The organism is Streptomyces sp. NBC_01429, assembly GCF_036231945.1.
In the GTDB taxonomy this organism is placed as follows: Bacteria; Actinomycetota; Actinomycetes; order Streptomycetales; family Streptomycetaceae; genus Streptomyces.
On sequence record NZ_CP109599.1, the window covers coordinates 295,024 to 322,013 of the forward strand.

General features: G+C 72.9%; 21 protein-coding genes and 1 pseudogene. 16 read left to right on the forward strand and 6 right to left on the reverse strand.

Annotation, left to right across the window (positions count from 1 at the left end):
* Positions 1 to 31: 31 nt before the first annotated feature.
* From OG627_RS01365 to OG627_RS01380, 4 genes are all read left to right on the forward strand, one after another.
* The gene (locus tag OG627_RS01365; protein WP_329072258.1) at positions 32 to 2,083 is read left to right on the forward strand and encodes a bifunctional aldolase/short-chain dehydrogenase; all 2,052 of its coding nucleotides are present in this window, start codon (positions 32 to 34) and stop codon (positions 2,081 to 2,083) included.
* An 82-nt stretch (positions 2,084 to 2,165) separates the two neighbouring features.
* Complete coding sequence (locus OG627_RS01370; protein WP_329060560.1) at positions 2,166 to 3,656, forward strand: rhamnulokinase; 1,491 nt, start codon at positions 2,166 to 2,168, stop codon at positions 3,654 to 3,656.
* 108 nt (positions 3,657 to 3,764) lie between these two features.
* Complete coding sequence (locus OG627_RS01375) at positions 3,765 to 4,787, forward strand: LacI family DNA-binding transcriptional regulator (protein ID WP_329072260.1); 1,023 nt, start codon at positions 3,765 to 3,767, stop codon at positions 4,785 to 4,787.
* Between the two features lie 3 nt (positions 4,788 to 4,790).
* Positions 4,791 to 5,795, forward strand: a complete 1,005-nt coding sequence (locus OG627_RS01380) for a phosphotransferase family protein (RefSeq protein ID WP_329060562.1) — start codon at positions 4,791 to 4,793, stop codon at positions 5,793 to 5,795.
* On the opposite strand, the gene OG627_RS01385 is transcribed toward OG627_RS01380, so the two are convergent.
* Positions 5,777 to 6,232 carry a GNAT family N-acetyltransferase gene (locus OG627_RS01385; RefSeq protein WP_329072263.1) on the reverse strand — a complete coding sequence of 152 codons (456 nt, stop codon included), beginning with the start codon at positions 6,230 to 6,232 and terminating at the stop codon, positions 5,777 to 5,779. The genes OG627_RS01380 and OG627_RS01385 overlap by 19 nt on opposite strands.
* Before the next feature lie 259 nt (positions 6,233 to 6,491).
* Between OG627_RS01385 and OG627_RS01390 the strand changes: the two genes are divergently transcribed.
* Both OG627_RS01390 and OG627_RS01395 read left to right on the forward strand, forming a co-directional pair.
* The gene (locus tag OG627_RS01390; protein ID WP_329060563.1) at positions 6,492 to 7,238 is read left to right on the forward strand and encodes a carbonic anhydrase; all 747 of its coding nucleotides are present in this window, start codon (positions 6,492 to 6,494) and stop codon (positions 7,236 to 7,238) included.
* 198 nt (positions 7,239 to 7,436) lie between these two features.
* Positions 7,437 to 8,414: a fibronectin type III domain-containing protein gene (locus OG627_RS01395; protein ID WP_329060564.1), complete on the forward strand. Its 978-nt coding sequence runs from the start codon at positions 7,437 to 7,439 to the stop codon at positions 8,412 to 8,414.
* Between the two features lie 29 nt (positions 8,415 to 8,443).
* Here the strand turns inward: OG627_RS01395 and OG627_RS01400 are convergent.
* Positions 8,444 to 9,445: pseudogene (locus OG627_RS01400) on the reverse strand (DUF6397 family protein).
* 191 nt (positions 9,446 to 9,636) lie between these two features.
* Entirely contained in the window at positions 9,637 to 10,050 is a 414-nt protein-coding gene (locus OG627_RS01405) for a roadblock/LC7 domain-containing protein (protein ID WP_329060566.1), read from the reverse strand.
* Positions 10,051 to 10,196: 146 nt separating this feature from the next.
* Between OG627_RS01405 and OG627_RS01410 the strand changes: the two genes are divergently transcribed.
* The 3 genes from OG627_RS01410 (at position 10,197) to OG627_RS01420 (ending at position 12,323) form a co-directional block, all read left to right on the forward strand.
* A complete protein-coding gene (locus OG627_RS01410) occupies positions 10,197 to 10,625 on the forward strand; it encodes a PPOX class F420-dependent oxidoreductase (protein WP_329060568.1) in 429 nt (142 codons plus the stop codon).
* A 90-nt stretch (positions 10,626 to 10,715) separates the two neighbouring features.
* Complete coding sequence (locus OG627_RS01415) at positions 10,716 to 11,315, forward strand: class I SAM-dependent methyltransferase (RefSeq protein ID WP_329060570.1); 600 nt, start codon at positions 10,716 to 10,718, stop codon at positions 11,313 to 11,315.
* A gap of 138 nt (positions 11,316 to 11,453) precedes the next feature.
* Positions 11,454 to 12,323 carry a hypothetical protein gene (locus OG627_RS01420; RefSeq protein ID WP_329060572.1) on the forward strand — a complete coding sequence of 290 codons (870 nt, stop codon included), beginning with the start codon at positions 11,454 to 11,456 and terminating at the stop codon, positions 12,321 to 12,323.
* A gap of 63 nt (positions 12,324 to 12,386) precedes the next feature.
* Here the strand turns inward: OG627_RS01420 and OG627_RS01425 are convergent, their stop codons facing one another.
* From OG627_RS01425 to OG627_RS01435, 3 genes are all read right to left on the reverse strand, one after another.
* Complete coding sequence (locus OG627_RS01425; protein WP_329060574.1) at positions 12,387 to 12,857, reverse strand: GNAT family N-acetyltransferase; 471 nt, start codon at positions 12,855 to 12,857, stop codon at positions 12,387 to 12,389.
* Between the two features lie 137 nt (positions 12,858 to 12,994).
* A complete protein-coding gene (locus tag OG627_RS01430) occupies positions 12,995 to 13,177 on the reverse strand; it encodes a hypothetical protein (RefSeq protein WP_329060576.1) in 183 nt (60 codons plus the stop codon).
* 69 nt (positions 13,178 to 13,246) lie between these two features.
* Positions 13,247 to 14,344 carry a fatty acid desaturase family protein gene (locus OG627_RS01435; protein WP_443073404.1) on the reverse strand — a complete coding sequence of 366 codons (1,098 nt, stop codon included), beginning with the start codon at positions 14,342 to 14,344 and terminating at the stop codon, positions 13,247 to 13,249.
* 318 nt (positions 14,345 to 14,662) lie between these two features.
* Here OG627_RS01435 and OG627_RS01440 point away from each other — a divergent pair, with 318 nt between their 5' ends.
* The 7 genes from OG627_RS01440 to exaC all read left to right on the forward strand — a co-directional run bounded on the left by OG627_RS01440 (position 14,663) and on the right by exaC (position 26,973).
* Entirely contained in the window at positions 14,663 to 17,632 is a 2,970-nt protein-coding gene (locus tag OG627_RS01440) for an SNF2-related protein (protein ID WP_329060578.1), read from the forward strand.
* Complete coding sequence (locus OG627_RS01445) at positions 17,629 to 19,002, forward strand: SWF or SNF family helicase (protein ID WP_329060580.1); 1,374 nt, start codon at positions 17,629 to 17,631, stop codon at positions 19,000 to 19,002. Before OG627_RS01440 ends, OG627_RS01445 begins: the two co-directional genes overlap by 4 nt.
* A gap of 136 nt (positions 19,003 to 19,138) precedes the next feature.
* The gene (locus tag OG627_RS01450) at positions 19,139 to 20,392 is read left to right on the forward strand and encodes a GAF domain-containing protein (protein WP_329060581.1); all 1,254 of its coding nucleotides are present in this window, start codon (positions 19,139 to 19,141) and stop codon (positions 20,390 to 20,392) included.
* Positions 20,393 to 20,572: 180 nt separating this feature from the next.
* Complete coding sequence (locus OG627_RS01455) at positions 20,573 to 22,042, forward strand: aldehyde dehydrogenase family protein (protein WP_329060583.1); 1,470 nt, start codon at positions 20,573 to 20,575, stop codon at positions 22,040 to 22,042.
* Positions 22,043 to 22,188: 146 nt separating this feature from the next.
* The gene (locus tag OG627_RS01460) at positions 22,189 to 23,718 is read left to right on the forward strand and encodes an APC family permease (protein ID WP_329072267.1); all 1,530 of its coding nucleotides are present in this window, start codon (positions 22,189 to 22,191) and stop codon (positions 23,716 to 23,718) included.
* A 28-nt stretch (positions 23,719 to 23,746) separates the two neighbouring features.
* The gene (locus OG627_RS01465; RefSeq protein ID WP_329060585.1) at positions 23,747 to 25,342 is read left to right on the forward strand and encodes a GMC family oxidoreductase; all 1,596 of its coding nucleotides are present in this window, start codon (positions 23,747 to 23,749) and stop codon (positions 25,340 to 25,342) included.
* A gap of 107 nt (positions 25,343 to 25,449) precedes the next feature.
* Entirely contained in the window at positions 25,450 to 26,973 is a 1,524-nt protein-coding gene (gene exaC / locus OG627_RS01470; RefSeq protein WP_329060586.1) for an acetaldehyde dehydrogenase ExaC, read from the forward strand.
* The last annotated feature ends 17 nt before the right edge of the window (positions 26,974 to 26,990 follow it).

A 26,990-nucleotide genomic window follows, 5' to 3' on the forward strand; every position in this document is an offset into this window, starting at 1 on the left:
CCGCAGAGACCGCACTTCACAGAGGGACATGATGACCGACCAGCCCCGCCTGCACCCCGAGGCCGAGCAGCTGCTCGCCCGCTCCCACCGGCTCGGCGCCGACCCGCGCAACACCAATTACGCGGGCGGCAACACCTCCGCCAAGGGATCCGCCACCGACCCGGTCACCGGCGACGATGTCGAGCTGATGTGGGTGAAGGGATCGGGTGGCGATCTGGGCACCCTCAGGGCGGCCGGACTGGCCGCGCTGCGCCTGGACCGGCTGCGCGCGCTGACCGGGGTCTATCCGGGGGTGGAGCGCGAGGACGAGATGGTCGCCGCGTTCGACTACTGCCTGCACGGCAAGGGCGGGGCGGCGCCGTCGATCGACACGGCGATGCACGGCCTGGTCGACGCCCCGCACGTCGACCATCTGCACCCGGACTCGGGCATCGCGCTGGCCTGCGCGGCGGACGGCGAGAAGCTGACGGCCGAGTGCTTCGGCGACACGGTCGTCTGGGTGCCCTGGCGACGCCCCGGCTTCCAGCTCGGCCTGGACATCGCCGCCGTCAAGGAGGCCCACCCGCGGGCGATCGGCTGTGTCCTGGGCGGCCACGGCATCACCGCCTGGGGCGCCACCTCCGAGGAGTGCGAGGCCAACTCCCTGCACATCATCCGGACGGCCGAGGCGTTCCTCGCCGAGCGCGGCGCGCCCGAGCCGTTCGGTCCCGTGCTGCCGGGGTACGAGCCACTGGCCGAGGCGCCGCGACACGCGCGGGCCGCCGCGCTCGCGCCGCTGGTCCGGGGGCTCGCCTCCACCGACCGGCCGCAGGTCGGCCACTTCACCGACGACGCGGCGGTGCTCGACTTCCTCGCGCGGGCGGAGCATCCCCGGCTGGCCGCGCTGGGCACGTCCTGCCCCGACCACTTCCTGCGCACCAAGGTCCGTCCGCTGGTCGTCGATCTGCCGGCCGACGCGCCGCTGGAGGAGGTGCGCGAGCGGCTGACCGCGCTGCACACCGCGTACCGCGAGGAGTACCGCGCGTACTACGAGCGGCACGCGACGCCCGGGTCACCGGCGATGCGCGGCGCCGACCCGGCGATCGTGCTGGTGCCCGGGGTGGGGATGTTCTCGTTCGGCAAGGACAAGCAGACCGCCCGGGTCGCGGGCGAGTTCTACGTCAACGCCGTCAATGTGATGCGCGGCGCCGAGGCCGTGTCCTCGTACGCGCCCATCGAGGAGTCGGAGAAGTTCCGCATCGAGTACTGGGAGCTGGAGGAGGCCAAGCTGCGCCGGATGCCGGCGCCGAAGGCGCTGGCCACCCGGGTGGCGCTGGTGACCGGCGCCGGTTCGGGGATCGGGCGGGCGATCGCGCACCGGCTGGTCGCCGAAGGCGCCTGTGTGGTGGTGGCCGATCTGAACGCCGAGGGAGCGGCGGCGGTCGCCGAGGAACTGGGCGGCCCGGACCGGGCGGTCGCGGTGAGTGTCGACGTGACGGACGAGGAGCAGATCAGGGCGGCGTTCGACGCCGCGGTCCTCGCCTTCGGCGGGGTGGACCTGGTCGTCAACAACGCCGGTATCTCGATCTCCAAGCCGCTGCTGGAGACGACGGCGCGGGACTGGGACCTCCAGCACAACATCATGGCCCGGGGCTCCTTCCTGGTCTCGCGCGAGGCGGCCAGGGTGATGGGCGATCAGAAGCTGGGCGGCGACATCGTCTACATCGCCTCCAAGAACGCGGTGTTCGCCGGCCCCAACAACATCGCGTACTCGGCGACCAAGGCCGACCAGGCCCATCAGGTACGGCTGCTCGCGGCCGAGCTGGGCGGGCTGGGGATCCGGGTCAACGGCGTCAACCCCGACGGTGTGGTGCGCGGTTCCGGGATCTTCGCTGGCGGCTGGGGCGCGGAGCGCGCGGCGGTGTACGGGGTGGAGGAGGAGAAGCTCGGCGAGTTCTACGCGCAGCGGACGATCCTCAAGCGGGAAGTGCTTCCCGACCATGTGGCCAACGCGGTGTTCGCCCTCACGGGCGGCGACCTCAGCCATACGACGGGGCTGCACATCCCGGTGGACGCGGGCGTCGCGGCGGCGTTCCTGCGCTGATCCGCCGCCGGGCGGGCCGGGCGCGGTCCCGGCCCGGCCGCCGCTCTCCCCCGCCGTTCGACAAGCTCCCACGAGGTCAGTCGTGTCACACTCCGAACCGCTCCCCTTCGCCGCCGTCGACCTCGGCGCTTCCAGCGGCCGAGTCATGGTCGGCCATGTCTCCGACCGGGGCGCCGGAACGCTGCGCCTCGACGAGGTCCACCGTTTCCCCAACCGGCCGGTGCGGACCGGCGCCACGCTGCACTGGGACATCCTGTCCCTGTACGCGGGTGTGCTGGACGGGCTGCGGGCGGCGGGCGCGGCGACCGGGCGGGCTCCGGCGAGCGTGGGGATCGACACCTGGGCCGTCGACTACGGTCTGCTGGACGCGTCGGGCGCGCTCCTCGGCAACCCCGTGCACTACCGGGACACCCGCACCGAGGGGCAGGCCGAGAAGGTCGGCGCGCTGCTCGGACCGGCCGCGCTGTACGCGGCCACCGGGCTCCAGTACCTGCCGTTCAACACGGTGTACCAGCTCACCGCCGCTAAGGGCACCGCCGCGCTCGACGCCGCGAGCCGGCTGCTGCTGATCCCCGATCTGATCGCCTACTGGCTCACCGGCGAGGCCGGTACGGAGCTCACCAACGCCTCCACCACCCAGCTCATCGACCCCCGCACCCGGGACTGGTCCCCGGTCGTGGCGGGGGCGCTCGGCATCGATCCGGGGCTGTTCGCGCCGCTGCGCGGCCCCGGCGATCCGGCCGGCGAGCTGCTTCCCGAGGTGCTGGCCGAGACGAGGCTGAGCGGCCCGGTGCCGGTGACGGCCGTCGGCTCGCACGACACGGCCTCCGCCGTCGCGGCGGTGCCCGCGTCAGGGAACCGCTTCGCCTATATCGCCACCGGCACCTGGTCGCTGGCGGGCCTCGAACTGGACGCCCCCGTCCTGACCGAGGAGAGCCGGCGGGCCAACTTCACCAATGAGCTGGGGGTGGACGGCACCGTCCGCTATCTGCGCAACATCATGGGGCTCTGGCTGCTCCAGGAGTGTCTGCGCGCCTGGGAGTCCGAGGGGGCGCCGCAGCCGCTGGACCGGCTGCTGGCCGAGGCCGCCGAGGTGCCGGGGCCGCGCTCGTACGTGGACGCCGACGACCCGGCGTTCCTGGCGCCCGGCGATATGCCGGCCCGCGTCGTGGACGCCTGCCGCGACGCCGGCGGGAAGCCGCCGCGCACCCCGGCGGAGATCACGCGCTGCGTCCTGGACTCGCTGGCGCTCGCGCACCGGCGCGCGATCGAGGACGCGCAGCGGTTGTCCGGCCGGGCCGTGGACACGGTGCACGTCGTCGGGGGCGGCGCCCACAACGAGCTGCTGTGCCAACTCACCGCCGACGCCTGCGGCCTGCCCGTCGTCGCGGGGCCCGCGGAGGCCGCTGCCCTCGGCAACGTACTCGTCCAGGCGCGCGCGGCGGGCGCCGTCCGCGGTGACCTGTCCGATCTGCGCGCGCTGCTGCGTGCCACGCTGGCTCCCCGGCGGTACGAGCCGACCCGCGACCGGGACGCCCGGCGGGAGTGGGACCGCGCGGCGGCGCGAGGGTGACGCCGGGCCGTCGCCCGCGCACCGAGGCGGCTCCCGCCCGCCGTACCCCGATATGATGGTCCACTCGGTCAGGGGTACCCACGAGATGTGACAGAACAGGCAGGACGCGTGGCGCAGACGGTCGGCATCAAGGACGTGGCCAGGCTGGCCGGTGTCTCGGTCGGCACCGTCTCGAATGTGCTGAACCGCCCCGAGAAGGTGTCCGAGCACACCCGGGTGCGCGTGCGCGCGGTGATAGACCAGCTCGGTTTCGTCCGGAGCGAGACCGCCCGTCAGCTCAGGGTCGGCACCAGCCGCATTCTGGCGATTCTGGTGCTCGACATGGCCAATCCGTTCTTCGTCGCCGTCGCGAAGGGCGCCGAGCGCGCGGCGCGCGAGACCGGGCTCGGGGTGATGCTCTGCAACAGCGCGGGGAGCCCGGCGGAGGAAGCGGAGTACCTCTCGCTCTTCGCCGAGCAGCGGGTGCGCGGGGTGCTGCTCACCCCGGCGGACGCGACCGGGCGCAATGTGCGGGACTTCGCGCGCCGGGGCATCCCCTTCGTGCATGTGGACCGGGCCGTACCGGCCGCCGAGGGCTGCTCGGTGTCGGTGGACGACGTGGCGGGTGGCGCGCTGGCGGTACGGCATCTGCTGGCGGCCGGGCACCGCTCCGTGACGTATATCAGCGGCCCCATGTCGCTGCCCCAGTGCCGCGACCGGCACTCGGGCGCGCTGAGCGCGCTGAGCGAGGCGGGTCTGCCGGAGGAGTCGCTGCTCCATGTGGAGTCGGCGCGGCTCGATGTCGCCTCGGGCATCGACGCCGGGGCCCGGCTGCTGGGGCTGGCCGAACGGCCCACGGCGGTCTTCTGCGCGAACGACCTGCTGGCGCTGGGTGTTCTCCAGGCCATGTACGGGGCCGGTGTCGATGTTCCGGGCGATGTGTCGATCGTCGGGTACGACGACATCGAGTTCGCCGCCGCCGCGGTCGTACCGCTCACCTCCGTACGGCAGCCGGCGGCCGCGATGGGACGGACGGCGGCGGAGATGCTGATGGACGAGACGGGCCCCGAGGCCGAGCACCACACCCACCGTTCCGTCGTGCTCCGTCCCGAGCTGGTGGTCCGCAGCTCGACGCGCCGGCTGGAGCGCTGACCCGTGGACGGCGAAGGGACGGCAGCGCTCGACACGGCGCTGCGGGCCGCCGGCGCCGCTTCCGGGGACGTCATGAGGTCCGAGCCGCTGCCGGGCGGCACGTACAACACACTCCACCGGGTCCTGCTGCGCGACGGCGGGCAGTGGGTCGTCAAGCTTCCGCCGCCCGTCTCGGTCCCCGGACTCAGCCATGAGCGGGGGCTGCTGCGTGGCGAGGTCGAGTTCTACACGGCGGCGGGCGCGCTCCCCCGGATGCCGGTGCCCCGGGTCGTACGGTACGAGGCGGATCCGGGCGCGCCGACGGGGGCGTTCCTGGTCATGTCCGCGTGTCCCGGGGCTTCGTGGCACGAGCTGGACGGGCGGCTCGCGGCGGACGAACGCGCCCGGCTGCGCGGGGAGCTGGGCGGTGTCGTCGCGCGTCTGCACACGGTGACCGGCCACGGCTTCGGTTATCCGGCGCAGCCGTTCGGGCCGCTCTCCGGGACCTGGCGCGAGGCGTTCACGCTGATGCTGGAACGGCTGCTGGAGGACGCCGTCCGCTACGGCGCCCGGCTGCCGCGCGCTCCCGACGCCATCCGCGCGCTGGCCTCCGGGGCGGCCGGGGCGCTGGACGAGGTGACCGTGCCCGTCGCGGTCCACTTCGACCTGTGGCAGGGCAATGTGCTGCTCGACGGCGCCCCCGGCGCCCGTACGGTCAGCGGGATCATCGACGGTGAGCGGATGTTCTGGGGTGACCCCCTCGCGGACTTCGTCTCGCTCGCCCTGCTGGACGACATCGAGAAGGACGGCGACTTCCTCGCCGGATACGCGGCGGCCGGCGGCACGACGCGGTGGGACAGGGCCGCCCGCACCCGGATGGCGCTCTATCGGTGCTACCTCTACCTGATCATGCTCGTGGAGGCGGTGCCCCGCGCGTATCCGCAGGACCACCGGGAGTGGGCCGACCGCCATGTCGCGCCCCAACTGGAGGCGGCGCTCGCGGAGCTGGCTCAGGCGGGGGCCGCGTAGCAGCGGACCGTGACCGTGCGGTCCCGGCTCCAGCGCTGGTCGACGGCCGCCAGCAGGGTCCAGCCCAGGCGTTCGTAGAGCGCCGCCGCCGCGATGTCCGAGCAGACGACGTCCAGTACGGGGTGCAGACCGCGCTCCCGCGCCTCCCGCGTGGCCCGGGCCATCAGCAGCGCGCCGATACCGTGACCGCGCGCCGTCGGCGAGACGAACAGCCGGCTCACCACAGCGACCCCGTCGACGGCGCCACCGGTACGGCCGCTCCACAGCCCGGGTGCCACATCGTCCTCGCCCGCCGGGGACAGCGCGAGGTGCCCCACGATCCGGCCGTCCAGTTCGACCACCCAGGCCGCGAGTTGGGAGGGCGATGCCAGCCAGTCGGCGGGCCGCTCGGGCCAGTCCACCGGATAGCCGTCGCCGCTGCGCACCTCGGCGAGCATCCGCACGCACGCGCCGAGGTCGTCCGGCCGGCGCTGCCTGACCTGGCACACGGGGAGGTTGTCGGCTGTTGGCGCGATCTGTCGGTTCACCGGACCATGCAATCACAGCGGACGGACCGCGCCGGATCCGCCTCCGGAGGTGGACAACGGGTGTCCGGACGCCGAATCCCCGGTGCAGGAGGGACAGTTGATTCAAGATCAGGTCAATTTCTCGCCAACAGAAATCAATGGCCAAAGATGTCACGGATAGTCTCCGGCCGTGATATCGACCAGACAGGCGCGTACCGCCTCCGCCCCCACGGGCACCCCCCGTCGCTCCCTTCTCCGCGCGGCCCTCGCGGGAACCGCCGCCACGGCGGGAGTGGCCCTGGCCGCCCCCTCCGCGGGCGCCGCCGTCAAGGCCCGCCCGGAACGCCCCCGGCCGGCCACCCCGGACGAGGCGCTCCGGGAACTCACGGAGGGCAACCGCCGCTGGCGGACCTTCCGCGAGCAGCACCCGCACGAGACGAAGACCGTGCGCCAGGCTCTCGTGTCGGGCCAGCACCCTTTCGCCGTCGTCCTCGGCTGCATCGATTCCCGCGTACCGCCGGAACTGGCCTTCGACCAGGGCCTCGGCGACCTGATGACCGTGCGCTCCGCCGGTGAGGTCCTGGACGAGGCCGTCCTCGGCAGCATCTGCTACGGCGCGCTGGAGCTGGACATTCCGCTGATCCTGGTCCTCGGGCACCAGTCGTGCGGCGCCGTCGCGGCGGCGGTGGAGGCGGACGAGACCGGCGCGCACCTTCCGGCACACATCCAGTACCTCGCCGACGAGATCCGCCCCGCGATCGACCACACCAAGGAAGGCGCCGAGCGCGTCGACTCCACCGTGAGCGCGCAGGTCAACGCGGTACGCGAACGTCTCGCCGCGGAGCCCGACCTCGCCGCCAGGATCGCCCGGGGCACGCTGGCCGTCGTCGGCGCGCGCTACGAACTCACGACCCAGCTCGTCCACCGCATCAGCTGACCGCGCACCGCTCACGGCACCCGCACGGCCGTCGCGGCCACTCGCCTTCCCGCCGCCCCGCTCCCACCGGAGCGGGGCGGCGGCGCTTCGTCCACCGTCCCTCATCCCGATCCCTCCGCCCTCTTGATGTGAACCCGACAGCTGTGTCATATATGTCCAGACCAATTCACCCGGGAGTGCAGACGGAGGACACGGGCCATGCCGAGGAATACCGCCCTTGCCGCGCTCGTACCGGCCGCGCTCCTCCTCGCGCTCACCGGATGCGGCGCGAACGACGAACCGGCCGGAGCGCCTCCTGCGCCCGCCGGGGTCACGGCCCAGGCCGGGAGCGCCACCTCCGTCCATGTCATGTGGGAGCGGGCCCCGGACGGTGCCGGGGTGCGCGCCTACGAGGTGTACCGGGGCGGCGCGAAAGTGAAGGAGGTCCCGGCCGAGCGGAACATGACCGACGTCACCGGGCTGAAGCCGTCGACCCCCTACACCTTCACCGTCCGCGCCCGCGGCGCCGAGGACGCCCTCTCCCCGCACAGCGGCGACGTGCCGGTCACCACCCCCGCCGACGTCGCCGAGGACACCCGTCCGCCTTCCCGGCCCGCCGGGGTGACGGGAAGGAGCGACGGGCCCCGGGGCGCCCTGCTCCGCTGGGACCGCGCCAAGGACGACCGGGGCGTCGTCTCGTACGACATCCTCCAGGGCGGCGCGCGGATCCACAGCGTCGCGGGCGACGCCACCTCCGCACGGATCACCCGGCTGCGCCCGGGGACCCACTACCGCTTCACCGTCACCGCGCGCGACGCTGCCGATCGCACCTCAACGGCCGGGCGGACGGTCGAGATCACCACCCCGCACGGTCCCGGAGACGACCCCGACACCGCCCCGACCGGCTTCCGGGCCACGACGCACAGCGCCGACGGCGCGCACTACGCCGATCTGTCCTGGCTGGCACCGAAGACCGGCTCCGACGTCCCGGAGTACCAGATCTATCTGGACGGGACCTTCGCGACCACGCTGGTCTGGGGCGCGCGGGCCCCCGAGGGCCGGGCCACCTACAGCGTGTACGTGAGCAAGCGGGCCGGCGAGACCTACCGGGTGAAGCTCAGGGCCCGGCTGCCCGACGGCGAATGGGGCGCGTTCTCCCCGGAGCGGACCTTCGTCACCGGAGCGGACCGCCCGTGAACCCGGCACCGTCACCGGCCGCGTCACCGTCACCATCCCGCACCGCCGCCTCTCGGCTCACCGCCTCTCGGCTCACCGTCCCGCGCGGAGGCGTCGACGAGCCCGGGGCCGGGACGGCCGGACCGCGCGTGCCGTCCGATCCGCAGCCGGGCCAGCAGCCGTCCCCTGCGCTCCGCCCGCGACGGCACCTGCGCACCGGGCGGGCGCGACGCGGACGCCGCCCACCCCTCCGACGGCGCGAGGCGGGCGGGACCGTCGGGGCGCGGGGCAGGCCGTACGGACCGGGCATCGGCCAACAGGCTCTCCAGACCTGCGTGGTGCCACCGGATCTCGTCCGGGTCGTCCGCCACCACCAGACGCCGCACCACCTCTCGCGCCGCCTACGACGCGGAGGGGGCCTGGGCCAGATCGGGCCGCAGCCGGTTCAGATAGGCACGTTCATAGGGATCGCGCACCAGCTCCGCGAGATGCGCCGGATCGAGGACACAGCCGGCGATGGCCGCCCGCTCCCAGGCGTCCTCGCTCTCGTGCAGCAGAAGCCCGATGCGCCGGCCGCGCCAGTTGCGCGGCCTGCGGTCCTCCCCCGCGTCGAGGCCGGCGCGCAGCGTCTCCGGGAAACGGCCGGTCAGCAGGACCGGCTCGGTCGCGACGAACGCCCGCAGATCGTCGGCCAGATAGAGCCATACGACCGCCCGGTACCTGTTGAGGTAGAACTTCACCGGCGCGACGAAGCCCGCCCGCGCCAGCCGCGTGAAGCGCGCGGGACTGACGGACATCAGCTCGGCGGCCTCGGCGGTGCCCACGGTCCGCACCCGCTCGCGCAGCGCGCCGGGAAACCCGTCGGCGGCCCGTAAGCGGTCGATCTCCTGCCGGGCGACCTGCCTGCGGCCGGCGGCCGCTCCGGCGATGGTGCGGATGTGCCCCAACTGAGCGGCGAGGGCGAACTCTCCGCGCCTCAGCTCCAGTTCCTGCGCGGCCCGGTCGACCCCGACCGTCTCCGGCTTCCGGGTCCCTGCGTCACCGACGGACATGATGGTCCTCCCCCGTGAGTTGTTATTACTCTCGGTGACGACCGTAGCGCGACACGGGCCCCGTTCGCCCGGCCTGTGGATAACTCATCGACCGCGCCGGATCCCGGCGCGGTGGCGGACCCTCTGGTCCCACTGGGCCCTCTGGACCCTCTGCCCCCTCTCCTGGCACGGAGCGGCAGGCCGGAGGCGGATCAGAGACCGCTCAGACTCGTGCCGCCCGGCTGCCGCGCCGCGACACCGAGGTGCTCCCCGACCCGGTTGACCAGCAGCGTCATCTCGTAGGCCACCTGGCCGACATCGGCCTCCGCCGTGGTGAGGACGCACAGGCAGCTGCCCTCCCCCGCCGCCGTGACGAAGAGAAGTGCCTCGTCGAACTCCACCATGGTCTGCCGGGCCTGTCCCGCCTTGAAGTGGCGCCCCGATCCACGCGCGAGGCTGTGCAGCCCCGAGGAGACCGCCGCGAGGTGCTCGGCGTCCTCGCGCGCCAGCGCCGAACTGGCCCCCGTCACCAGGCCGTCGTTGGACAGCACCAGCGCGTGCTTGATGTGCTCGACCCGCTCGGTCAGGTCATCCAGCAGCCAGTCAAGACCCTTTTCGAGTGGCATTGCTGTTCCTCCCCGTTCACATGTTCCCGTGTCCGCAACGCCCGTAGCGTTCCGTACCGGCCGCTCCTGCGCAAGCGGCGCCGGAGTCCGGCGTGGCTGTTGAGCCTCATATCGCGCCGGATCCCGTGTCGGCGGAAAATACGGCCATGGCGACAAACATGAGCAAGGACGAGTGGCAGACCTTCGTCTCCGCCGGGACGCGCACCGGAAAGGTGTCCACCGTACGGGCCGACGGAAGCCCGCACATCGCGCCCGTCTGGTTCGTACTGGACGGCGACGATCTTGTCTTCAACACCGGAAAAACGACCGTGAAGGGCCGGAACCTGCTGCGGGACGGCCGGGTGGCCCTGTGTGTGGACGACGAGCGTCCGCCGTTCTCCTTCGTCGTGCTCCAGGGGCGGGCCGAGACCGACGAGGACCCGGAACAGCTCCTCACGTGGTCCACCAGGATCGCCTCGCGCTACATGGGCGAGGAGCGGGCGCGGGAGTTCGGCGAGCGCAACGCCGTACCGGGCGAGCTGGTGGTGCGCGTACGTATCGAGAAGGTGTCGGCCTACGCGGCCCTGGCGGACTGAGCGGACCGGGGCGGTCCGGCCGGTTCACCTCCGCCGGACCCGCCGGACCCGCCGGGCGAACGGGCGGACCGCCGGGAGCATCATGTCCCCATGACTCATGACCACACCCGTGTACAGGAGTTCTTCGGTGCCCGCGCGGCGGACTGGGACCGGCGTTTCCCCGACGACGGTCCCGCCTACGCCGCCGCCGTCGCCGCGCTCGGACCGCGTCCCGGCGACACCGTGCTGGACGCCGGGTGCGGAACGGGACGCGCCCTGCCGCCCCTGCGGGAGGCGGTGGGCGAGCGGGGTACGGTGCTGGGCGCCGATCTGACCCCGGAGATGCTGGACGAGGCCGTACGGGCGGGCCGGGGGCACAGGGGACGGCTGCTGCTCACGGACGTGACGCTGCTGCCGCTGCGCGACCACGCGCTGGACGCGGTGTTCGGCGCGGGACTGATCGGCCATCTGCCGGACCCCGAACGGAATCTCCGCGAACTGGCCAGGGTGGTACGGCCCGGCGGCCGGCTGGCGCTCTTCCATCCGCTCGGGCGGGCCGCGCTCGCCGCACGGCAGGGCCGGCGGCTCACGGAGGACGATCTGCGGGCCGAACACCGGCTGCGCCCCCTGCTGGCCGCCTCGGGCTGGCTGCTGGAGTCGTACGCCGACGAGGACTCCCGCTTCCTGGCCCTGGCCGTCCGCCGGAGCTGACGGGGTGAGTGGCCGGGGGGGCTGAGGGACAGGCTGGCTGAGCGCCCGCAAGCGGATCCAGGCCGTTCCTGACCCTCGACGCCCGGGTTGACCGGTGGTTAGGGTGCGCCGACAACCGATCGGGACGAGGTGGGTGCCGTGGCCGCGCCGGACGACTCCGTGGACGAGGACGCGCTGTACGTACTGACCGCCGCGCTGCTGACCCCCGCGCGGTTCCCCGCCGCGCTCGGCGACGACTACCCGGAGAGCTGCGCCGCCCTCGGCCTCGATCCCTACCCCGGGGGATACGGGCTGGTCATCGGCCAGGACAGCGAGGGCGCCCGCTGGACCGTGGTGGTGGACGACGTCTCACTGGTCGCGGTCGCGATCGCGTCCTGGGACTGCGGTATGGAGTACGACCTGTCGCCGTCGGAACGCACGGTCGTCTCCGTACTGCCCGGCTGGCCGCTCGATCTCGCGGTCGCCGCGCCCGGCCTGCCCGCTCCCCACGACCCTGCCCCGGAACGGGAACCGGAACCGGAACCGAATACGGACCCGGGACAGGACGGGACGGCACCCGGGACGGCCCTGCGGCTGCCGCTCACCCCGCCCGACACCGGAACCTGGGGCCCGCCCCAACGGCGTCTCGGCGCGGACGAGATCGCCCTCCACTGGACGCAGTGGCGCGACCGTACCGACGCCGGGGAGGCCGAGGAGCCCTCCCGGGACGGCCGTCCCGCCCCCGCGGAGATCTCCCACGAGGGTGTACGGCGGGTGCTCGGCGAGCTGCGCGCCTACCTGCACAGCGATACGGCTCCCCCGCCCGGCCGGGTCCGCTCCGGCTTCGCCCCGGACGGAGCGAGGATGCTGCGCGCCGACGGTCCCGGCTGGTCCTTCGTCGCGAGGACCGACGACATGGCGTTCGTCCTGCTGGACGAGGAGCCGGGCGAGGTGGTGCCGGTGGGCCGGGGCAGCGAGCTGCCGGCTCTGCTCAAGGCGCTCGACGCGATGGCCGTACGCCCGGCCTGAACCGTCCGTACCCGTCCGTACCCGTCCGTACCCGCCGGTCCTCCGCGCGGACCGGTCACCTCACTACAGCGCCTTCTCGAAGAACCTGCTGTCCGGGTCGCCGCGATACGTCCCGAAGCCGTCCGTCGGCACATATCCACTGGAGGTGTACAGGGCGACCGCCTCGGTCAGCAGTTCGCCGGTCTCCAGGACCATCCGCACCCGCCCGGCCTCCCGCGCGTCCTCCTCCAGCGCGGCCAGGATCCGGCGGGACAGCCCCCGCCCGCGCGCCGCGGGGACCACGAACATCCGCTTCAGTTCGGCGTCACCGCGCGCGTACCCCTCGTCCCCGTCGTCCTGGGCGCGCCATCCCCCGGAGGCGACGGGCGCGTCAGCGTCGTACCCGAGGAGGTAGAGCCCGTTCGGCGGATCGAAGTACGCGGGCCGCAGGGGCGTCACATCGCCGGATCCGTACCTGCGGGTGTACTCCGCCTGCGCCTGGTCGCCGAGGTCGACGGCGTCGGGGTGGGCATAGGAGACGGTCTGGATTTTCACGGTCGCAACCCTACGCAACCGCGGATGCGAGGCATGCCGCGCGGGGCCCGGACCGACTGGCCCGGGCCCCGCACCCGTACGCACCGACACGCACCCGGGCCGGCTCTCCGGCCCGGGCCGCTCATCGGCTCACCCGCTCAGCGGCCGATTTCCTTCCGGTTGATCCGGCGCAGTCTGCGGCGCTGCGACGGGTCCAGCAGCAGATAAGCGGCTGTCGGCACTCCGATCACCACCAGCAGCGCGAACCAGAAACCGATCAGTGGCCACAGGAGAAGGCCCACGGCCACTCCCCCGATGGCGATCTTCGCGTTTGTCGACATCTCCCACGCCTCCTTTGCGGCCCGGCCGCTCTTTGCCCAGTGAACGTGCGCGGCCGTCCGGCAGTTCCACTATGCGCCCGCGCGCAGCGGTTCGCCGACCTCGTGCAGATGACCGAGTGCCTGACGGTACGAGTCGATGAGTCCGGTTTCGGTGTACGGGAGCCCCAGGGCGCGGCAGTGGGCCCGTACCAGCGGCTGGGCGAGCCGCAGGTGGGGGCGGGGCATGCTGGGGAAGAGGTGGTGCTCGATCTGGTAGTTCAGCCCGCCGAGGAACCAGTCCGTGAGGATTCCGCCGCGGATGTTCCGCGAGGTGAGGACCTGCCGGCGCAGATGACCCCAGACGTCGCTGTTCTCGGGGCCGGGCATCTCCATGCCCTTGTGGTTGGGTGCGAACGCCATCCCGAGGTGGAGGCCGAGCAGCATCTGGTGGATCAGGGCGAAGACGACGGCCTGGCCGACGGTCAGGTTGGTGAGCAGCAGGGCCGCGTAGCCGGCGACGTGCGCCACGAGCAGCGCGCCCTCCACCACCCGGCGGCGCGGGGGCACGCCGTCGCTCTCGCGGGAGAAGACGGCCTGGAAGCCGTACACCTTGAGGGCGATCCCCTCCAGGGTGGTCAGCGGGAAGAACAGCCACGCCTGGTGCCGGGTGAGCCAGCGGCGCACTCCGGTCCGGTCCCGGGTCTGGTGCTGGGCGAAGACCAGGATGTCGGCCTTCACGTCGGGGTCCTTGTCGATGTGGTTGGGGTTGGCGTGGTGCCGGTTGTGTTTGTCGTTCCACCACTCCTGGCTCATGCCGAGCAGCAGGTTGGCGTGGACGAGCTGGACGAGGCGCCCCTTCTTCCGGTCGGCGGTGATCTGCGCGTGTCCCGCGTCATGCCCGACGAACGCCATCCGTGCGGACAGGACCGCCAGGGGCGGGGCCAGCAGCAGCGTCCACCAGGAGGGGCCGAGCAGCGCCATCGCGGCGCCGATCGCGACCAGCAGCAGCAGATTGACGGTGATGCCCCGGAGGTACCAGCCGGCCCGGCGCTCCAGGAGACCCTGCTCCTTCACCATCTTCAGGAGCGGCGTGAAGTCGCTGCCGCTCATGCGTACGGACTCGGGTGCGGGTACGGGTACGGACCCGGGTACGGGCTCCACGACGGGGGCCGCGGCGGCTCGGGGCATGACTGTCTCCGGTCTGTCGGCAGGGCAGGGCGAGGCGGGAGAGCGGGAAGGGGAGAGAAGCGCGGAAGGGCCGCGCGGACCGCGCTCGGCCTCTTGAAACGTACGGTGGTGCGACGCGGCGGACCATGAGGCAATCCCCCGGAACCCATGGGGGGTTTACGCGGCTCACGGGTGTCGCTGAGTGCACCGGCGCGGGGCCCCGGCAACCGGGGTCGTGAGCCGGGTCACCAGGGGCGCGGGGCCCGCGCGCCCGCGCTGATGGGGTACCCTCGGCCGCCTTGCCCCGCAGTAGTCAAACTTGAGGAGTGCAACTTTCCCGTGCGCAGGTTCCCTGTGGCAACACTCTCCGGGATCGCCGGACTCGCCCGCGGCTCCGCCGTCTTTCTTCCCGCGGACCCGGCCCGCGCGGGCCGGATCGCCTACTGGCACCCCGACGGTACGCGGCCGCCGTCCCCCGCCGGCTCCCCGGAACCCGCCCACGCACCGGCCGGGGACGACACGGAGGATCCGGAGGATCTCGTCGTCGTCGACGCCGAGGGCAGCCTCCGCACGGTCGAGGCGCTGTCGATGCCGGTGCCGGACGCCCTCCCCCTGCTCACCAGGGGGCGCGCCGCGGCGAACGTCTCGCCGTCGGCCGCCTTCTGGGGCTCGGCCGCGCTGCTGGCGCTGCAACTGGCCGCCCGGGGAAAGATGTTGCCCGGCATCACCGCCTCGGGTCACGACGCGTGGCGGGCCGGGCCGCTGGACGCGGCTGACCTCGACCGGATCCGTACGCTCGCGGCCTCGATGCCGCCCACCGCGCACGCCGTACCGGTGGACGCCTCGGGCCCCGGACCGTTTCTCCTTCCGGAGCCCGAAAGACTGCTGCGGGATTTCCTCGACGCGGTGATCGACGGGCTGCCGCGCACCCCGGGCGCGCCGACCGCCGTCGGCGGCCCGGCCTTCACCGCCGTGCCGCCCCGCCGTTTTCCCGAACTGCGCGGCTGGGCCGGTGATGTGGCCGCCGGGCACGACGCGGGCGTACGGCTCTCGCTCCGCGTCGAGCTGCCCGGCCTCACGGACGCGGACCCGCCCGGCGGTGAGGCGGCCGTGCCCGTGACGTCCTTCCGCGCCGTGCTCCAGATACACGGCGTCAGCGATCCGGCAGCCGTCGCGGACGCGCGCGACGTCTGGTCCGGCTCGGCGGGGACGGCCTTCGGCCCGCGCGCCCGGATGGACGCCCTGCTGGCGCTGCGCCGGGCCGCCCGGGCGTGGCCGCCGCTGGCCCCGCTGCTCTCCGCCACCGTGCCGGACGGGATCGGACTCGCCGACGAGGACGTCACTGAGCTGCTCGGTGAGGCGTCGGACGCGCTCGCCGCGACCGGGGTCCAGGTGCACTGGCCCCGGGACTTGGCGCGCACGCTCACCACGAGCGCGACCATCGGCCTCCCCGCCGCCGGGGAGGGCCCGGACGTCGCGAGCGGCACGCCGGCGACCGACCGGGCCGGGAGCGACCGGGCCGGGAGCGACCGGGCCGGGAGCGACCTGCCGTCCTTCCTCTCCGCCGACGCCCTGCTCTCCTTCTCCTGGCAGTTCGCGCTGGGCGACCTGCGGCTCGACCGCGCCGAGCTGGACCGGCTCGCCGAGGCGAGCCGTCCCGTCGTCCGGCTGCGCGACCAGTGGGTGCTGATCGATCCGGCGCAGGCCCGCCGCGCCCGGGAGAGCCGGGATCGCACGCTGACGCCGGTCGACGCGCTCGAAGCCGTACTGACCGGCTCCACCGAGGCCGACGGCCGCCGCGTGGAGGTCCGGGCCACGGGCGCCCTCGCGGCCCTGCGCGATCTGCTCGCCGACCCCGAGCGGGCGGAGCAGCGGATCGGACAGCCCCCGGCGCTCGCCGCTACGCTGCGCGACTACCAGCTGCGCGGCCTGAACTGGCTGCACCGCATGACCTCGCTCGGGCTCGGCGGCTGTCTCGCGGACGACATGGGGCTGGGCAAGACCATCACCCTCATCGCGCTCCATCTGCACCGCGGGACCGATCCGGCGGCGGCGGGTCCGACCCTGGTCGTCTGCCCCGCCTCGCTGATGGGCAACTGGCAGCGGGAGATCGAACGCTTCGCCCCGGGCACGCCCGTACGCCGCTTCCACGGCGCCTCGCGCACCCTGGAGGCCCTGGTGGACGGCGAGTTCGTGCTCACCACGTACGGCACGATGCGGCTGGACGCGGCGAGGCTCGCCGCCGTCGACTGGGGCCTGGTCGTCGCCGACGAGGCGCAGCACGTCAAGAACCCGTACTCGGCGACCGCCCGGCAGCTGCGCACCATCGGCGGCCGCGCCAGGGTCGCGCTCTCCGGCACGCCCGTCGAGAACAACCTCTCCGAGCTGTGGGCGCTCCTCGACTGGACGACCCCCGGGCTGCTGGGCCGCCTCGGCACGTTCCGTACGCGCTACGCCCGGTCCGTCGAGCGCGGCGAGGACCCGGCGGCGGCCGAGCGGCTCGCCGCCCTGATCCGGCCGTTCCTGCTGCGCCGCCGCAAGTCCGACCCGGGCATCGCGCCCGAGCTGCCGCCCAAGACCGAGACCGACCGGGCCGTCTCCCTCACCGGGGAGCAGGCCGGGCTGTACGAGGCGGTGGTACGGGAGACCCTCGCGGCGATCGCCGGGGCGGCCGGCATCGAGCGGCGCGGGCTGATCGTCAAGCTGCTGACCTCGCTCAAGCAGATCTGCAACCACCCCGCGCAGTATCTGAAGGAGGAACAGCCGCGGCTCGCGGACCGCTCCGGCAAGCTGGAGCTGCTGGACGAGCTGCTCGGCACCATCCTGGCGGAGGGGGCGAGTGTGCTGGTCTTCACCCAGTACGTACGGATGGCGCGGCTGCTGGAGGAGCATCTGGCGGCGCGCGGGGTGCCGACACTGTTCCTGCACGGGGGCACTCCGATTCCCGAGCGCGAGGCCATGGTCGACAGCTTCCAGAACGGCGGGATCCCCGTCTTCCTGCTGTCGTTGAAGGCGGCGGGCACGGGGCTCAACCTCACCCGCGCCGAGCATGTCGTGCACTTCGACCGCTGGTGGAACCCCGCCGTCGAGGCACAGGCGACGGACCGCGCGTACCGGATCGGCCAGGACCGGCCCGTACAGGTGCACCGGATGATCACCGAGGGCACGATCGAGGACCGGATCGCCGACATGCTGGCGCGCAAACAGCGGCTGGCCGACGCCGTGCTGGGCTCCGGCGAGGCCGCCCTGACCGAACTGACCGACGCCGAGCTGGCGGATCTGGTGGAGCTGCGAGGGAGTGCGCGATGAACGCTGCGGATCGTACGGCCGACGACGAGGCGCGCACCTTCGCCGCGCCACCGCCCGCCCCCGGCCGGGGTTTCGCGGTCACCTGGTGGGGCCGGGCATGGCTGAAGGCGCTGGAGGACGCCGCGATGGACGGCGCGCAGCTGCGGAAGGGACGTGCGCGGGCCAGGGAGGGGGCGGTCGGCGCCGTCTCGGTACGGCCGGGCCGGATCACCGCCGTCGTACGGGACAGGGACGGCTCGGCGCACCGCAGCGACGTACTGCTGCGGCGGCTGACCGACGAGGAGTGGGACCGGTTCGTGACACTGGCGGCGGACCGGGCCGGCCATGTCGCGGCGCTGCTCGACCGGGACATGCCGCCGCACCTGGTGGAGGACGCGGCGGGCGCGGGGGTGGAACTGCTGCCGGGCATGGGCGATCTGGAGCCGGAGTGCGGTTGCGGGGCGTGGGACCACTGTCCGCATTCGGCCGCGCTCTGCTACCAGTTGGCGCGGCTGCTGGACCAGGATCCGTTCGTGCTGCTGCTGTTGCGCGGCCGGAGCGAGAGCGCGTTTCTCGACGCGCTCCAGCGGCGCGGCACACTGGCGGAGAGCGGCGCACCGGCGGCGGACGGAACTCCGGCGGACGGCGGGGCAGGGGCGGGCAGCGGGGCTCCGGCCGGGGTGGACGCCGTGACGGCCTTCGCCGCGCGGGACGTGGTGCCGCCGCTGCCGGCTCCCGCGCCCTTGCCGCCGGAGCCGGGACAGCCGCCGTCCCTGGACACGGAGGGCGCGCCGCCGGCCGGTGTCGACGCGGGGGCGCTGGAGTTCCTGGCCTCGGCCACGGCGGCACGCGCTCTGCGGATGCTCTCCGACGCACTCCGTCCGGACCATGAACAGCAGCCGCTCGAAACTGAATTGACGATCCGTCAGGACTGCATACGGCTGGCCGCGACCGCTCCCCCGCCCACCGGGCGGCCCACCGGGCACACCGGTACGTCCGTCGCGGGACGGCTCGCGGCGGGTGGGGGCCGGCCACCGCAGGAGCTGGACCTCGCGGTGCGCGCGTGGCGGTACGGCGGCGCCGAGGGTCTGGCCGTACTGGACGAGGAGTGGACTCCGGACCCGGCGGCGCTCGTCCGGGCGCAGGCCGCCCTCGACGCGGCCCGGGAGGACGGCGACGGGCCGGCACCGCGCCACGCGGGCGCGGGCGCGAGCCGCTGGAGCGTGACCGGCACAAAGGCGGAGCGCGAAGCTCCGGCGGAGCTGCGCTACGGGCCCGACGGGCGCTGGTGGCCCTACCGCGAGGAGGGCGGCCGGTGGTCCCCGGCGGGACCGGGCGACCACGATCCTTCGGCGGCTCTGGCGGTATTGGCGGCTCCGGCCGCCGAGTGACCCGTGCGTCCGTCGGGCCTCTGTCACCGGCACACCCCGGCCGCCCGGGTCCGCCGGGGTGTGCGGAACGCTTGCCCCGCCCGGCCGGCCGGGCGACGATGTTCCCGTCCCGCGAGGTCCGACCGGGGAGGCGTCGTTGACGGACACCTGGGTGGCACTGGAGGCGGGCGCCGATCCGGCGCGGCGCCGGGGTGCGCTGCGCCGGGCCTACGAGTCGTACGCGAGCGCGGGGCGGGTCGAGCGGCCCGTGCGGCCGGTGGTCGCGGACTCCTGGCGACGCTCGGCGCGGGCCCGGGTGCGCCCCGAGGGCACCGCGCACGTGGAGCTGCCGGACGACGAACTCGCCGCGTACCGCGACGCCCATCCGCTGTCCCGGGTGATGCCGCTCTTCCGTGAGCTGATGGGCGGCTACGCCATGGACGGCGAGCATCTGATGGCGGTGTGCGACGCGCACGGCCGGCTGCTCTGGGTCGAGGGGCACCGGGCGACCCGGCTGCTGGCCTGCCGGATGAACTTCGTGCCGGGTGCGCGCTGGGCGGAGGCGGCGACCGGTACGAACGCGCCCGGCACGGCGATCGCCGTCGACCGGCCCGTACAGGTCTTCGCCGCCGAGCACTTCCAGCGGCCGGCGCATCCCTGGACCTGCGCGGCGGCACCCGTCCACGATCCGTGCACCGGCCGGCTGCTGGGCGCGGTCGATATCACGGGCGGCGACCGGCTCGCCCATCCGCACAGCCTCGCCTTCGTCGGCGCGGTGGCGCGGGCCGCCGAGTCACAGCTCGCCCTGGCCGCCCCGGCGCCGGCGACCGGAACCGTACGGCTGTCGGCGCTGGGCCGGCCCGAGGCGCTGCTCGTGGCGGACGGCCGGAAGATCGGGCTGAGCCCCCGGCACAGCGAGATCCTCACCCTGCTGGCGCACCGCCCGGAGGGGATCACCGGGGACGAACTGCTGATGGAGCTGTACGAGGAGGGATCGGTCACCCCCGTCACCCCGCGCGCCGAACTCTCCCGGCTGCGCGCGCTGCTCGGTCCCGGGCTGCTGCGTTCGCGCCCCTACCGGCTGGCCGGGCCGGTCGAGGCGGACTTCGCCGCCGTGGCCCGCAATCTGGCGTCCGGGGCGCTGACCTCGGCGATGAGCGCGTACGCGGGTCCGCTGCTGCCCGGCTCGCAGGCGCCGACGGTGGTACGGCTGCGACGGCGCCTGGCGGACCAGTTGCGGGCGGCGCTGATCGCCCGGGGCGACCCGGGGCTGCTGGCCGACTGGGCGTACAGCCCGTGGGGCGAGGACGATCTGCCGGTGTGGCGGGCGCTCGCCTCGGCTCTCCCCGTACCGCAGCGTCCCGCGGCGCTCGCGCGGGTACGCGAACTGGACGCCTGGCAGCGCCACTGAGGCCCTGCCGGCGTGGCCCTCCGACGTCCCGGCGGGCCGGCGCACCGGCCCCGCCCCACAGGCGGATCCGGACTTATCTCCTTACTGTCGGTGCATGGAGCATCGCGGCGCGGCCCGGATACCCGCGGGGCCGTCCCGGCACGCTCCGCCCGATTCCGTGGCCGACCCGGAGGAGCCGTCATGCCGGAGCTGTTCATCGGTGGCACCTGGACCTCGGCCGCGGGCGGGCGGACCCGGGAGATCCGCTGCCCCGCCGACGGCACCCTGGTCGCGACCGTGGACGAGGCGGGGCCCGAGGACGCGGCGGCGGCGATCGGCGCGGCCAGGGAGGCGTACGACGACGGCCCCTGGCCGTCGACCCCGGCTTCGGAGCGCGGCAGGCTGCTGCTGCGCGTCGCCGACCTGCTGGAACGCGACAAGGCGGCACTCGCCAGAGCCGAGTCCCTGGACACCGGGAAGCGGCTCGTGGAGAGCGAGTACGACATGGACGACATCGCGAACTGCTTCCGCTACTTCGGCGCCCTGACGGCCGCGGGCGGCACGGACCGGGTCGTCGACACCGGAGATCCCGGGGTGGACAGCAGGGTGGTCCACGAGCCGGTCGGTGTGTGCGCGCTGATCACCCCGTGGAACTATCCGCTGCTTCAGACCGCGTGGAAGGTCGCCCCCGCGCTCGGCGCGGGCAACACCTTCGTCCTCAAGCCCAGTGAGCTGACCCCGCACACCGCCGTCCTGCTGATGCGGCTGCTGAGCGAGGCCGGGCTGCCGGCCGGGGCCGCGAATCTCGTCCTGGGCGCGGGCCCGGCCGTGGGCGCGCCGCTCACCGAGGATCCCCGGGTCGACCTGGTGTCGTTCACCGGCGGTCTGGTCACCGGGCGGCGCATCATGGCCGCCGCCGCCCCGACCGTGAAGCGGATCGCACTGGAGCTGGGCGGCAAGAATCCCAACATCGTCTTCGCCGACGCCGACTACGAGGCCGCGGTCGACTACGCCCTGACGGCGGTCTTCCTCCACTCGGGACAGGTCTGTTCGGCCGGGGCGCGGCTGCTGGTCCAGGACGATCTGCACGACGCGTTCGTCGAGGACGTGGTCTCCCGGGCCCGGGCGATCCCGCTGGGCGGCCCGTTCGACGAGCACGCCCGCACCGGGCCGCTGATCTCCGCCGAGCACCGCGCCAAGGTCGAGGCGTATGTCGCGGCCGGGGTCGCGGAGGGCGCGGTGCTGCGGTGCGGCGGCGCCCGGCCGAAGGACCCGGCGCTGCGGGACGGCTTCTACTACCTGCCGACGGTGCTGGACGAGTGCACGCCCGGGATGTCCGTCGTACGCGACGAGTCCTTCGGCCCGGTGCTCACCGTCGAACGGTTCCGCGACGAGCGCGAGGCGCTCGCGCTGGCCAACGACACCGTGTACGGACTGGCCGGCGCGGTCTGGTCGGGGGATGTCGGCCGGGCGCACCGGGTGGCCTCGCGGCTGCGCGCCGGAACCGTATGGATCAACGACTTCCAGCCGTACGTACCGCAGGCGGAGTGGGGCGGGATGAAGCAGTCCGGCTTCGGGCGCGAGCTGGGCCCGGCGGGGCTGGCCGAGTACCAGGAGACCAAACACGTGTGGCGCAACCTCGCCCCGAAGCCGTTGAGGTGGTTCGAGTGAGCGGCGCCCGCGACGGCCCCTCGGATCCGCCCGATTCTCCGGATCCCCCGGATCCCCCGGATCCGCCGGATCCGCCGGATCCGCCGGATCCGCCGGATGCCGGGGATGCCGGTGATGCCGCGGCCGGTCGCCGTACCGCCGAGGAGATCCAGAGCCAGGACGACGACCAGGGTCTCAAGGAGTTCGGCTACAAGCCCGAACTGAAGCGCACCCTCGGCAACTTCCACACCTTCGCGGCCGGGATCAGCTACATCTCGATCCTGACCGGCACGTTCCAGCTGTTCTACTTCGGCGTCAAGTTCGCCGGGCCCGGCTACTGGTGGTCGTGGCCGATGGTGTTCCTGGGGCAGCTGATGGTGGCCCTGTGCTTCTGCGAGCTGGCCGCCCGCTATCCCGTCGCCGGTTCGATCTACAACTGGTCCAAGAAGCTCGGCGGACCGCATGTGGGCTGGCTCGGCGGCTGGATGATGGTGACGGCGACCATGGTCTCCCTCGCCGCGGTCGCCCTCGCCTACCAGATCACGCTGCCGCAGATCTCCAGCGCCTTCCAGTTCGTCGGCGACGGACGCGGAGCGACGGACGCGGCGAAGAACGCCGTACTGCTGGGCACCGTCCTGATCCTCTTCACCACCCTGGTCAACGCCTTCGGGGTGAAGCTGATGGCCCGGATCAACTCCGCGGGTGTGATGATCGAGCTGATCGCCGCCGTCGTGCTGATCGGCCTGCTGGCCGCGCACATCACCCGGGGCCCGGCCGCGGTCGTCAGCACGAACGGATTCGGATCCGGCGAATCGCTAGGCTACTTCGGGGCGTTCCTGACCGCTTCGCTCGCCTCCGCGTATGTGATGTACGGGTTCGACACGGCGTCCTCGCTCGGCGAGGAGTCGCACAACCCGAGCCGCAACGCGCCGCGCGCGATCCTGCGGGCGCTCATCGCGTCGTTCCTGATCGGTGGGCTCATCCTGCTCTTCGCGCTGCTGTCCGTACCGGATCTGCACTCCAAGAGCCTGTCGGCGGACGGGCTCCAGTACGTGGTGCTCTCCACCCTCGGATCGACCATCGGCCAGATCGTGCTGTGGTGTGTGGTCGTCGCCATCACCGTGTGCGCGCTGGCGGTGCACGCGGCCGGCATCCGGCTGGCGTTCGCGATGGCCAGGGACAACTGCCTGCCCGCGTCCTCGCTGATCGCCAGGGTCAGCCCGCGCTTCGGTACGCCGGTGGTGCCGGCGATCTTCATCGGGATCGTGGGGATCTGCATTCTGGTGATCAACATCAATCAGCCGCAGATCTTCTCGGTGATCACCAGCATCGCGATCATCATGATCTATGTGGCCTATCTGCTGGTCACGACGCCCATGCTGATCCGCCGGCTGCGCGGCGACTGGAAGCCGGCCGAGGGGCACTTCTCGCTCGGCCGGTTCGGCCTTCCCGTCAATATCCTGGCCGTGCTGTGGGGGCTCGCCATGTCGATCAACCTCGCCTGGCCACGCCCCGAGGTCTACAACGCGACCGGTCCGCACCACTGGTATCTGCGCTGGGGCGCGTTCCTCTTCGTGGGCATCGTCGCGGTCGGCGGCTTCGCCTACTACTGGTTCGTCCAGCGCGGGCGCACCGGAACGCTCGAAGCCCACCGTTCCCAAGGAACTTCGGGCCCCGATGAACTTCGGTCCCACTGAACTTCGGTCCCACTGAACTGGAGCGGCGATGTCACCGACACCGGCGGACAACACGGACAGCACAGTCCACACGTTCGACACGTTCGACTATGTGGTGGTCGGGGGCGGTACGGCCGGGTCGGTCGTCGCGGCGCGGCTGAGCGAGGACCCGGACGTCAGTGTGTGCGTGCTGGAGGCCGGGCCCTCGGACGTGGGTGACGAGAGCATTCTGCGGCTGGACCGGTGGATGGCCCTGCTGGAGTCCGGCTACGACTGGGACTACCCCGTGGAACCGCAGGTCAACGGCAACAGCTTCCTGCGGCACGCCCGCGCGAAGGTGCTCGGCGGCTGCTCGTCGCACAACTCCTGCATCGCCTTCTGGGCACCGGCCGAGGACCTCGACGAGTGGGGCGCGCTGGGCTGTACGGGCTGGAGCGCGGCGGACTGCTTCCCGCTCTACCGGCGGCTGGAGAGCAACGACGCGCCCGGGGACCACCACGGCCGCTCGGGACCGGTCACCATCAGGACCGTACCGCCGAACGATCCGTGCGGCCGGGCGCTGCTGGCCGCGTGCGCCGCGACGGGGATCCCCGTCACCCCGTTCAACACCGGTACGACGGTGGTGCGCGGTGCGCACTGGTTCCAGATCAACGCCCGGGAGGACGGCACCCGTTCGTCCGCTTCGGTGTCGTATCTGCACCCGGTCCTGGGCAGTCGGCCGAATCTGGAGATCCGTACCGGGCTCCAGGCCCAACGGCTGACGTTCGGTGCGGGCGGGCGGTGTACGGGTGTCGAGTATCTGGAGCCGGACACCATCCACACGGGCGCGCTCACGGCGCGGCGCGAGGTGATCGTCTGCTGCGGGGCCATCGACTCGCCGAAGCTGTTGATGCTGTCGGGCATCGGCCCCGGCGAGCATCTGCGCGACAGCGGGATCGACGTACGGGTGGACTCCCCCGGGGTCGGCTCGCACCTCCAGGACCATCCGGAGGGCGTGATCATGTGGGAGGCGAAGCGGCCCATGGTCACCACCTCCACGCAGTGGTGGGAGATCGGGATCTTCGCCCGTACCGAACCGGGCCTGGACCGGCCGGACTTGATGTTCCACTACGGTTCGGTCCCCTTCGACCTCAACACCTACCGGCGCGGCTATCCGACCACCGACAACGCGTTCTGTCTCACCCCGAACGTCACCCGGGCCAGGTCGAGGGGGACGGTACGGCTGCGCAGCCGCGACTTCCGGGACAAGCCGGAGGTCGATCCGCGCTACTTCACGCACGAGCACGACATCCGGGTGATGACGTACGGGCTGCGGCTGGCCCGGGAGATCGCCGGTCAGGAGGAGATGGCGGAGTGGACCGGTGCGGAGCTGGCGCCGGGACCGGCGGCGCGCTCCGACGAGGAGTTGTTCTCGTACATCCGCGCCACGCACAACACGGTCTACCACCCGGCGGGCACGGTGCGGATGGGGGCCCCGGGCGATCCGGACTCACCGCTGGATCCGTCGCTGCGGGTCAAGGGGGTCGGCGGACTGCGGGTGGCGGACGCGTCGGTGATGCCGTTTCTGCCCGCGGTCAATCCGTGCATCACCACGATGATGATCGGTGAGAAGTGCGCCGATCTGATCAAGCACGGCCCCGCCTGATCCGGCCCGCCGCCGCTCGGGCAACCCGCTCGCAACGTACGGGTGCCTAGCGTGCGGGGCGGGCGTCGTCCGACGGCGGGCGGCGCGGAATTCGGGAGGCCACGGAGATGACCCGGTACACAGCGCCCGGCAGCGAGGGCGCCATCGTCTCGTACGAGTCCCGCTACGACCACTGGATCGGCGGGGAGTACGTTCCGCCGGCCCGCGGCCAGTACTTCGAGAACCCCAGCCCGGTCCACGGCCGCCCCTTCACCGAGATCGCCCGCGGCACCGCCGAGGACGTGGAACGGGCCCTGGACGCGGCGCACGGCGCTGCCCCCGGCTGGGCGAGGACGTCCGCGACGGACCGGGCCGGGGTGCTGAACCGGATCGCCGACCGGATGGAGGCGCACCTGGAGGAACTGGCGGTCGCGGAGAGCTGGGAGAACGGCAAGCCGGTACGGGAGACCCTGGCCGCCGACATCCCGCTGGCCATCGACCACTTCCGCTACTTCGCCGGCGCGCTGCGGGCGCAGGAGGGGACGCTCAGCGAGATCGACGACGACACCGTCGCGTACCACTTCCACGAACCGCTGGGTGTGGTGGCGCAGATCATCCCGTGGAACTTCCCGATCCTGATGGCGGCCTGGAAGCTGGCGCCGGCCCTGGCGGCGGGCAACGCCGTCGTCATCAAACCGGCCGAGCAGACCCCGGCGTCGATCCACATCTGGATGAGCCTGGTCGCCGATCTGCTGCCGCCCGGCGTCGTCAACATCATCAACGGCTTCGGCCCCGAGGCGGGCAAGCCGCTGGCGTCCAGCCCGCGCGTGGCGAAGGTCTCCTTCACCGGGGAGACGGCGACGGGGCGGCTGATCATGCAGTACGCCTCGCAGAACCTCAAACCGGTCACCCTGGAGCTGGGCGGCAAGAGCCCGAACCTCTTCTTCGACGACGTATGGGCCGCCGACGACGACTTCCGTGACAAGGCGCTCGAAGGCTTCACCATGTTCGCCCTCAACCAGGGCGAGGTCTGCACCTGTCCCTCGCGCGCCCTCGTCCAGAGCGGCAACTACGGCGATTTCCTGAAGGCCGCCGTGGCCCGTACGGAGGCCATCGTCCCCGGCAACCCGCTGGACACGGACACCATGATCGGCGCGCAGGCGTCCGACGACCAGCTCCGGAAGATCCTCTCGTATCTGGACATCGGCCGGCAGGAAGGCGCCAAGTTGCTGACGGGCGGTCAGCGCATCGAGTACGACGGCGAACTGGCGGGCGGCTACTACGTCCAGCCGACCATCTTCGAGGGCAACAACCGGATGCGCATCTTCCAGGAGGAGATCTTCGGCCCCGTCCTCGCCGTCACCTCCTTCAACGACTTCGACGACGCCATCAAGACGGCCAACGACACCCCGTACGGCCTGGGCGCCGGCGTCTGGACCCGCGACACCAACACCGCCTACCGCGCGGGCCGCGCCATCCGGGCGGGGCGCGTCTGGACCAACTGCTACCACGCCTACCCGGCCCACGCGGCGTTCGGGGGCTACAAGCAGTCGGGGATCGGGCGGGAGAACCACCGGATGATGCTGGATCACTACCAGCAGACGAAGAATCTGCTGGTGTCGTACTCGCCGAAGAAGCTGGGCTTCTTCTAGGGGCCTGAGAAAGGGCG

Bases quoted from the DNA above. Each gene is read 5' to 3' on its own strand.
- OG627_RS01365 (WP_329072258.1), top strand. From the start codon at position 32: ATGACCGACCAGCCCCGCCTGCACCCCGAGGCCGAGCAGCTGCTCGCC.
- OG627_RS01415 (WP_329060570.1), top strand. From the start codon at position 10,716: ATGACTCATGACCACACCCGTGTACAGGAGTTCTTCGGTGCCCGCGCG.
- OG627_RS01465 (WP_329060585.1), top strand. From the start codon at position 23,747: ATGTCACCGACACCGGCGGACAACACGGACAGCACAGTCCACACGTTC.
- OG627_RS01435 (WP_443073404.1), bottom strand. From the start codon at position 14,344: ATGCCCCGAGCCGCCGCGGCCCCCGTCGTGGAGCCCGTACCCGGGTCC.
- OG627_RS01455 (WP_329060583.1), top strand. From the start codon at position 20,573: ATGCCGGAGCTGTTCATCGGTGGCACCTGGACCTCGGCCGCGGGCGGG.
- OG627_RS01445 (WP_329060580.1), top strand. From the start codon at position 17,629: ATGAACGCTGCGGATCGTACGGCCGACGACGAGGCGCGCACCTTCGCC.
- exaC (WP_329060586.1), top strand. From the start codon at position 25,450: ATGACCCGGTACACAGCGCCCGGCAGCGAGGGCGCCATCGTCTCGTAC.
- OG627_RS01405 (WP_329060566.1), bottom strand. From the start codon at position 10,050: ATGCCACTCGAAAAGGGTCTTGACTGGCTGCTGGATGACCTGACCGAG.
- OG627_RS01410 (WP_329060568.1), top strand. From the start codon at position 10,197: ATGGCGACAAACATGAGCAAGGACGAGTGGCAGACCTTCGTCTCCGCC.
- OG627_RS01430 (WP_329060576.1), bottom strand. From the start codon at position 13,177: ATGTCGACAAACGCGAAGATCGCCATCGGGGGAGTGGCCGTGGGCCTT.
- OG627_RS01395 (WP_329060564.1), top strand. From the start codon at position 7,437: ATGCCGAGGAATACCGCCCTTGCCGCGCTCGTACCGGCCGCGCTCCTC.
- OG627_RS01385 (WP_329072263.1), bottom strand. From the start codon at position 6,232: ATGCTCGCCGAGGTGCGCAGCGGCGACGGCTATCCGGTGGACTGGCCC.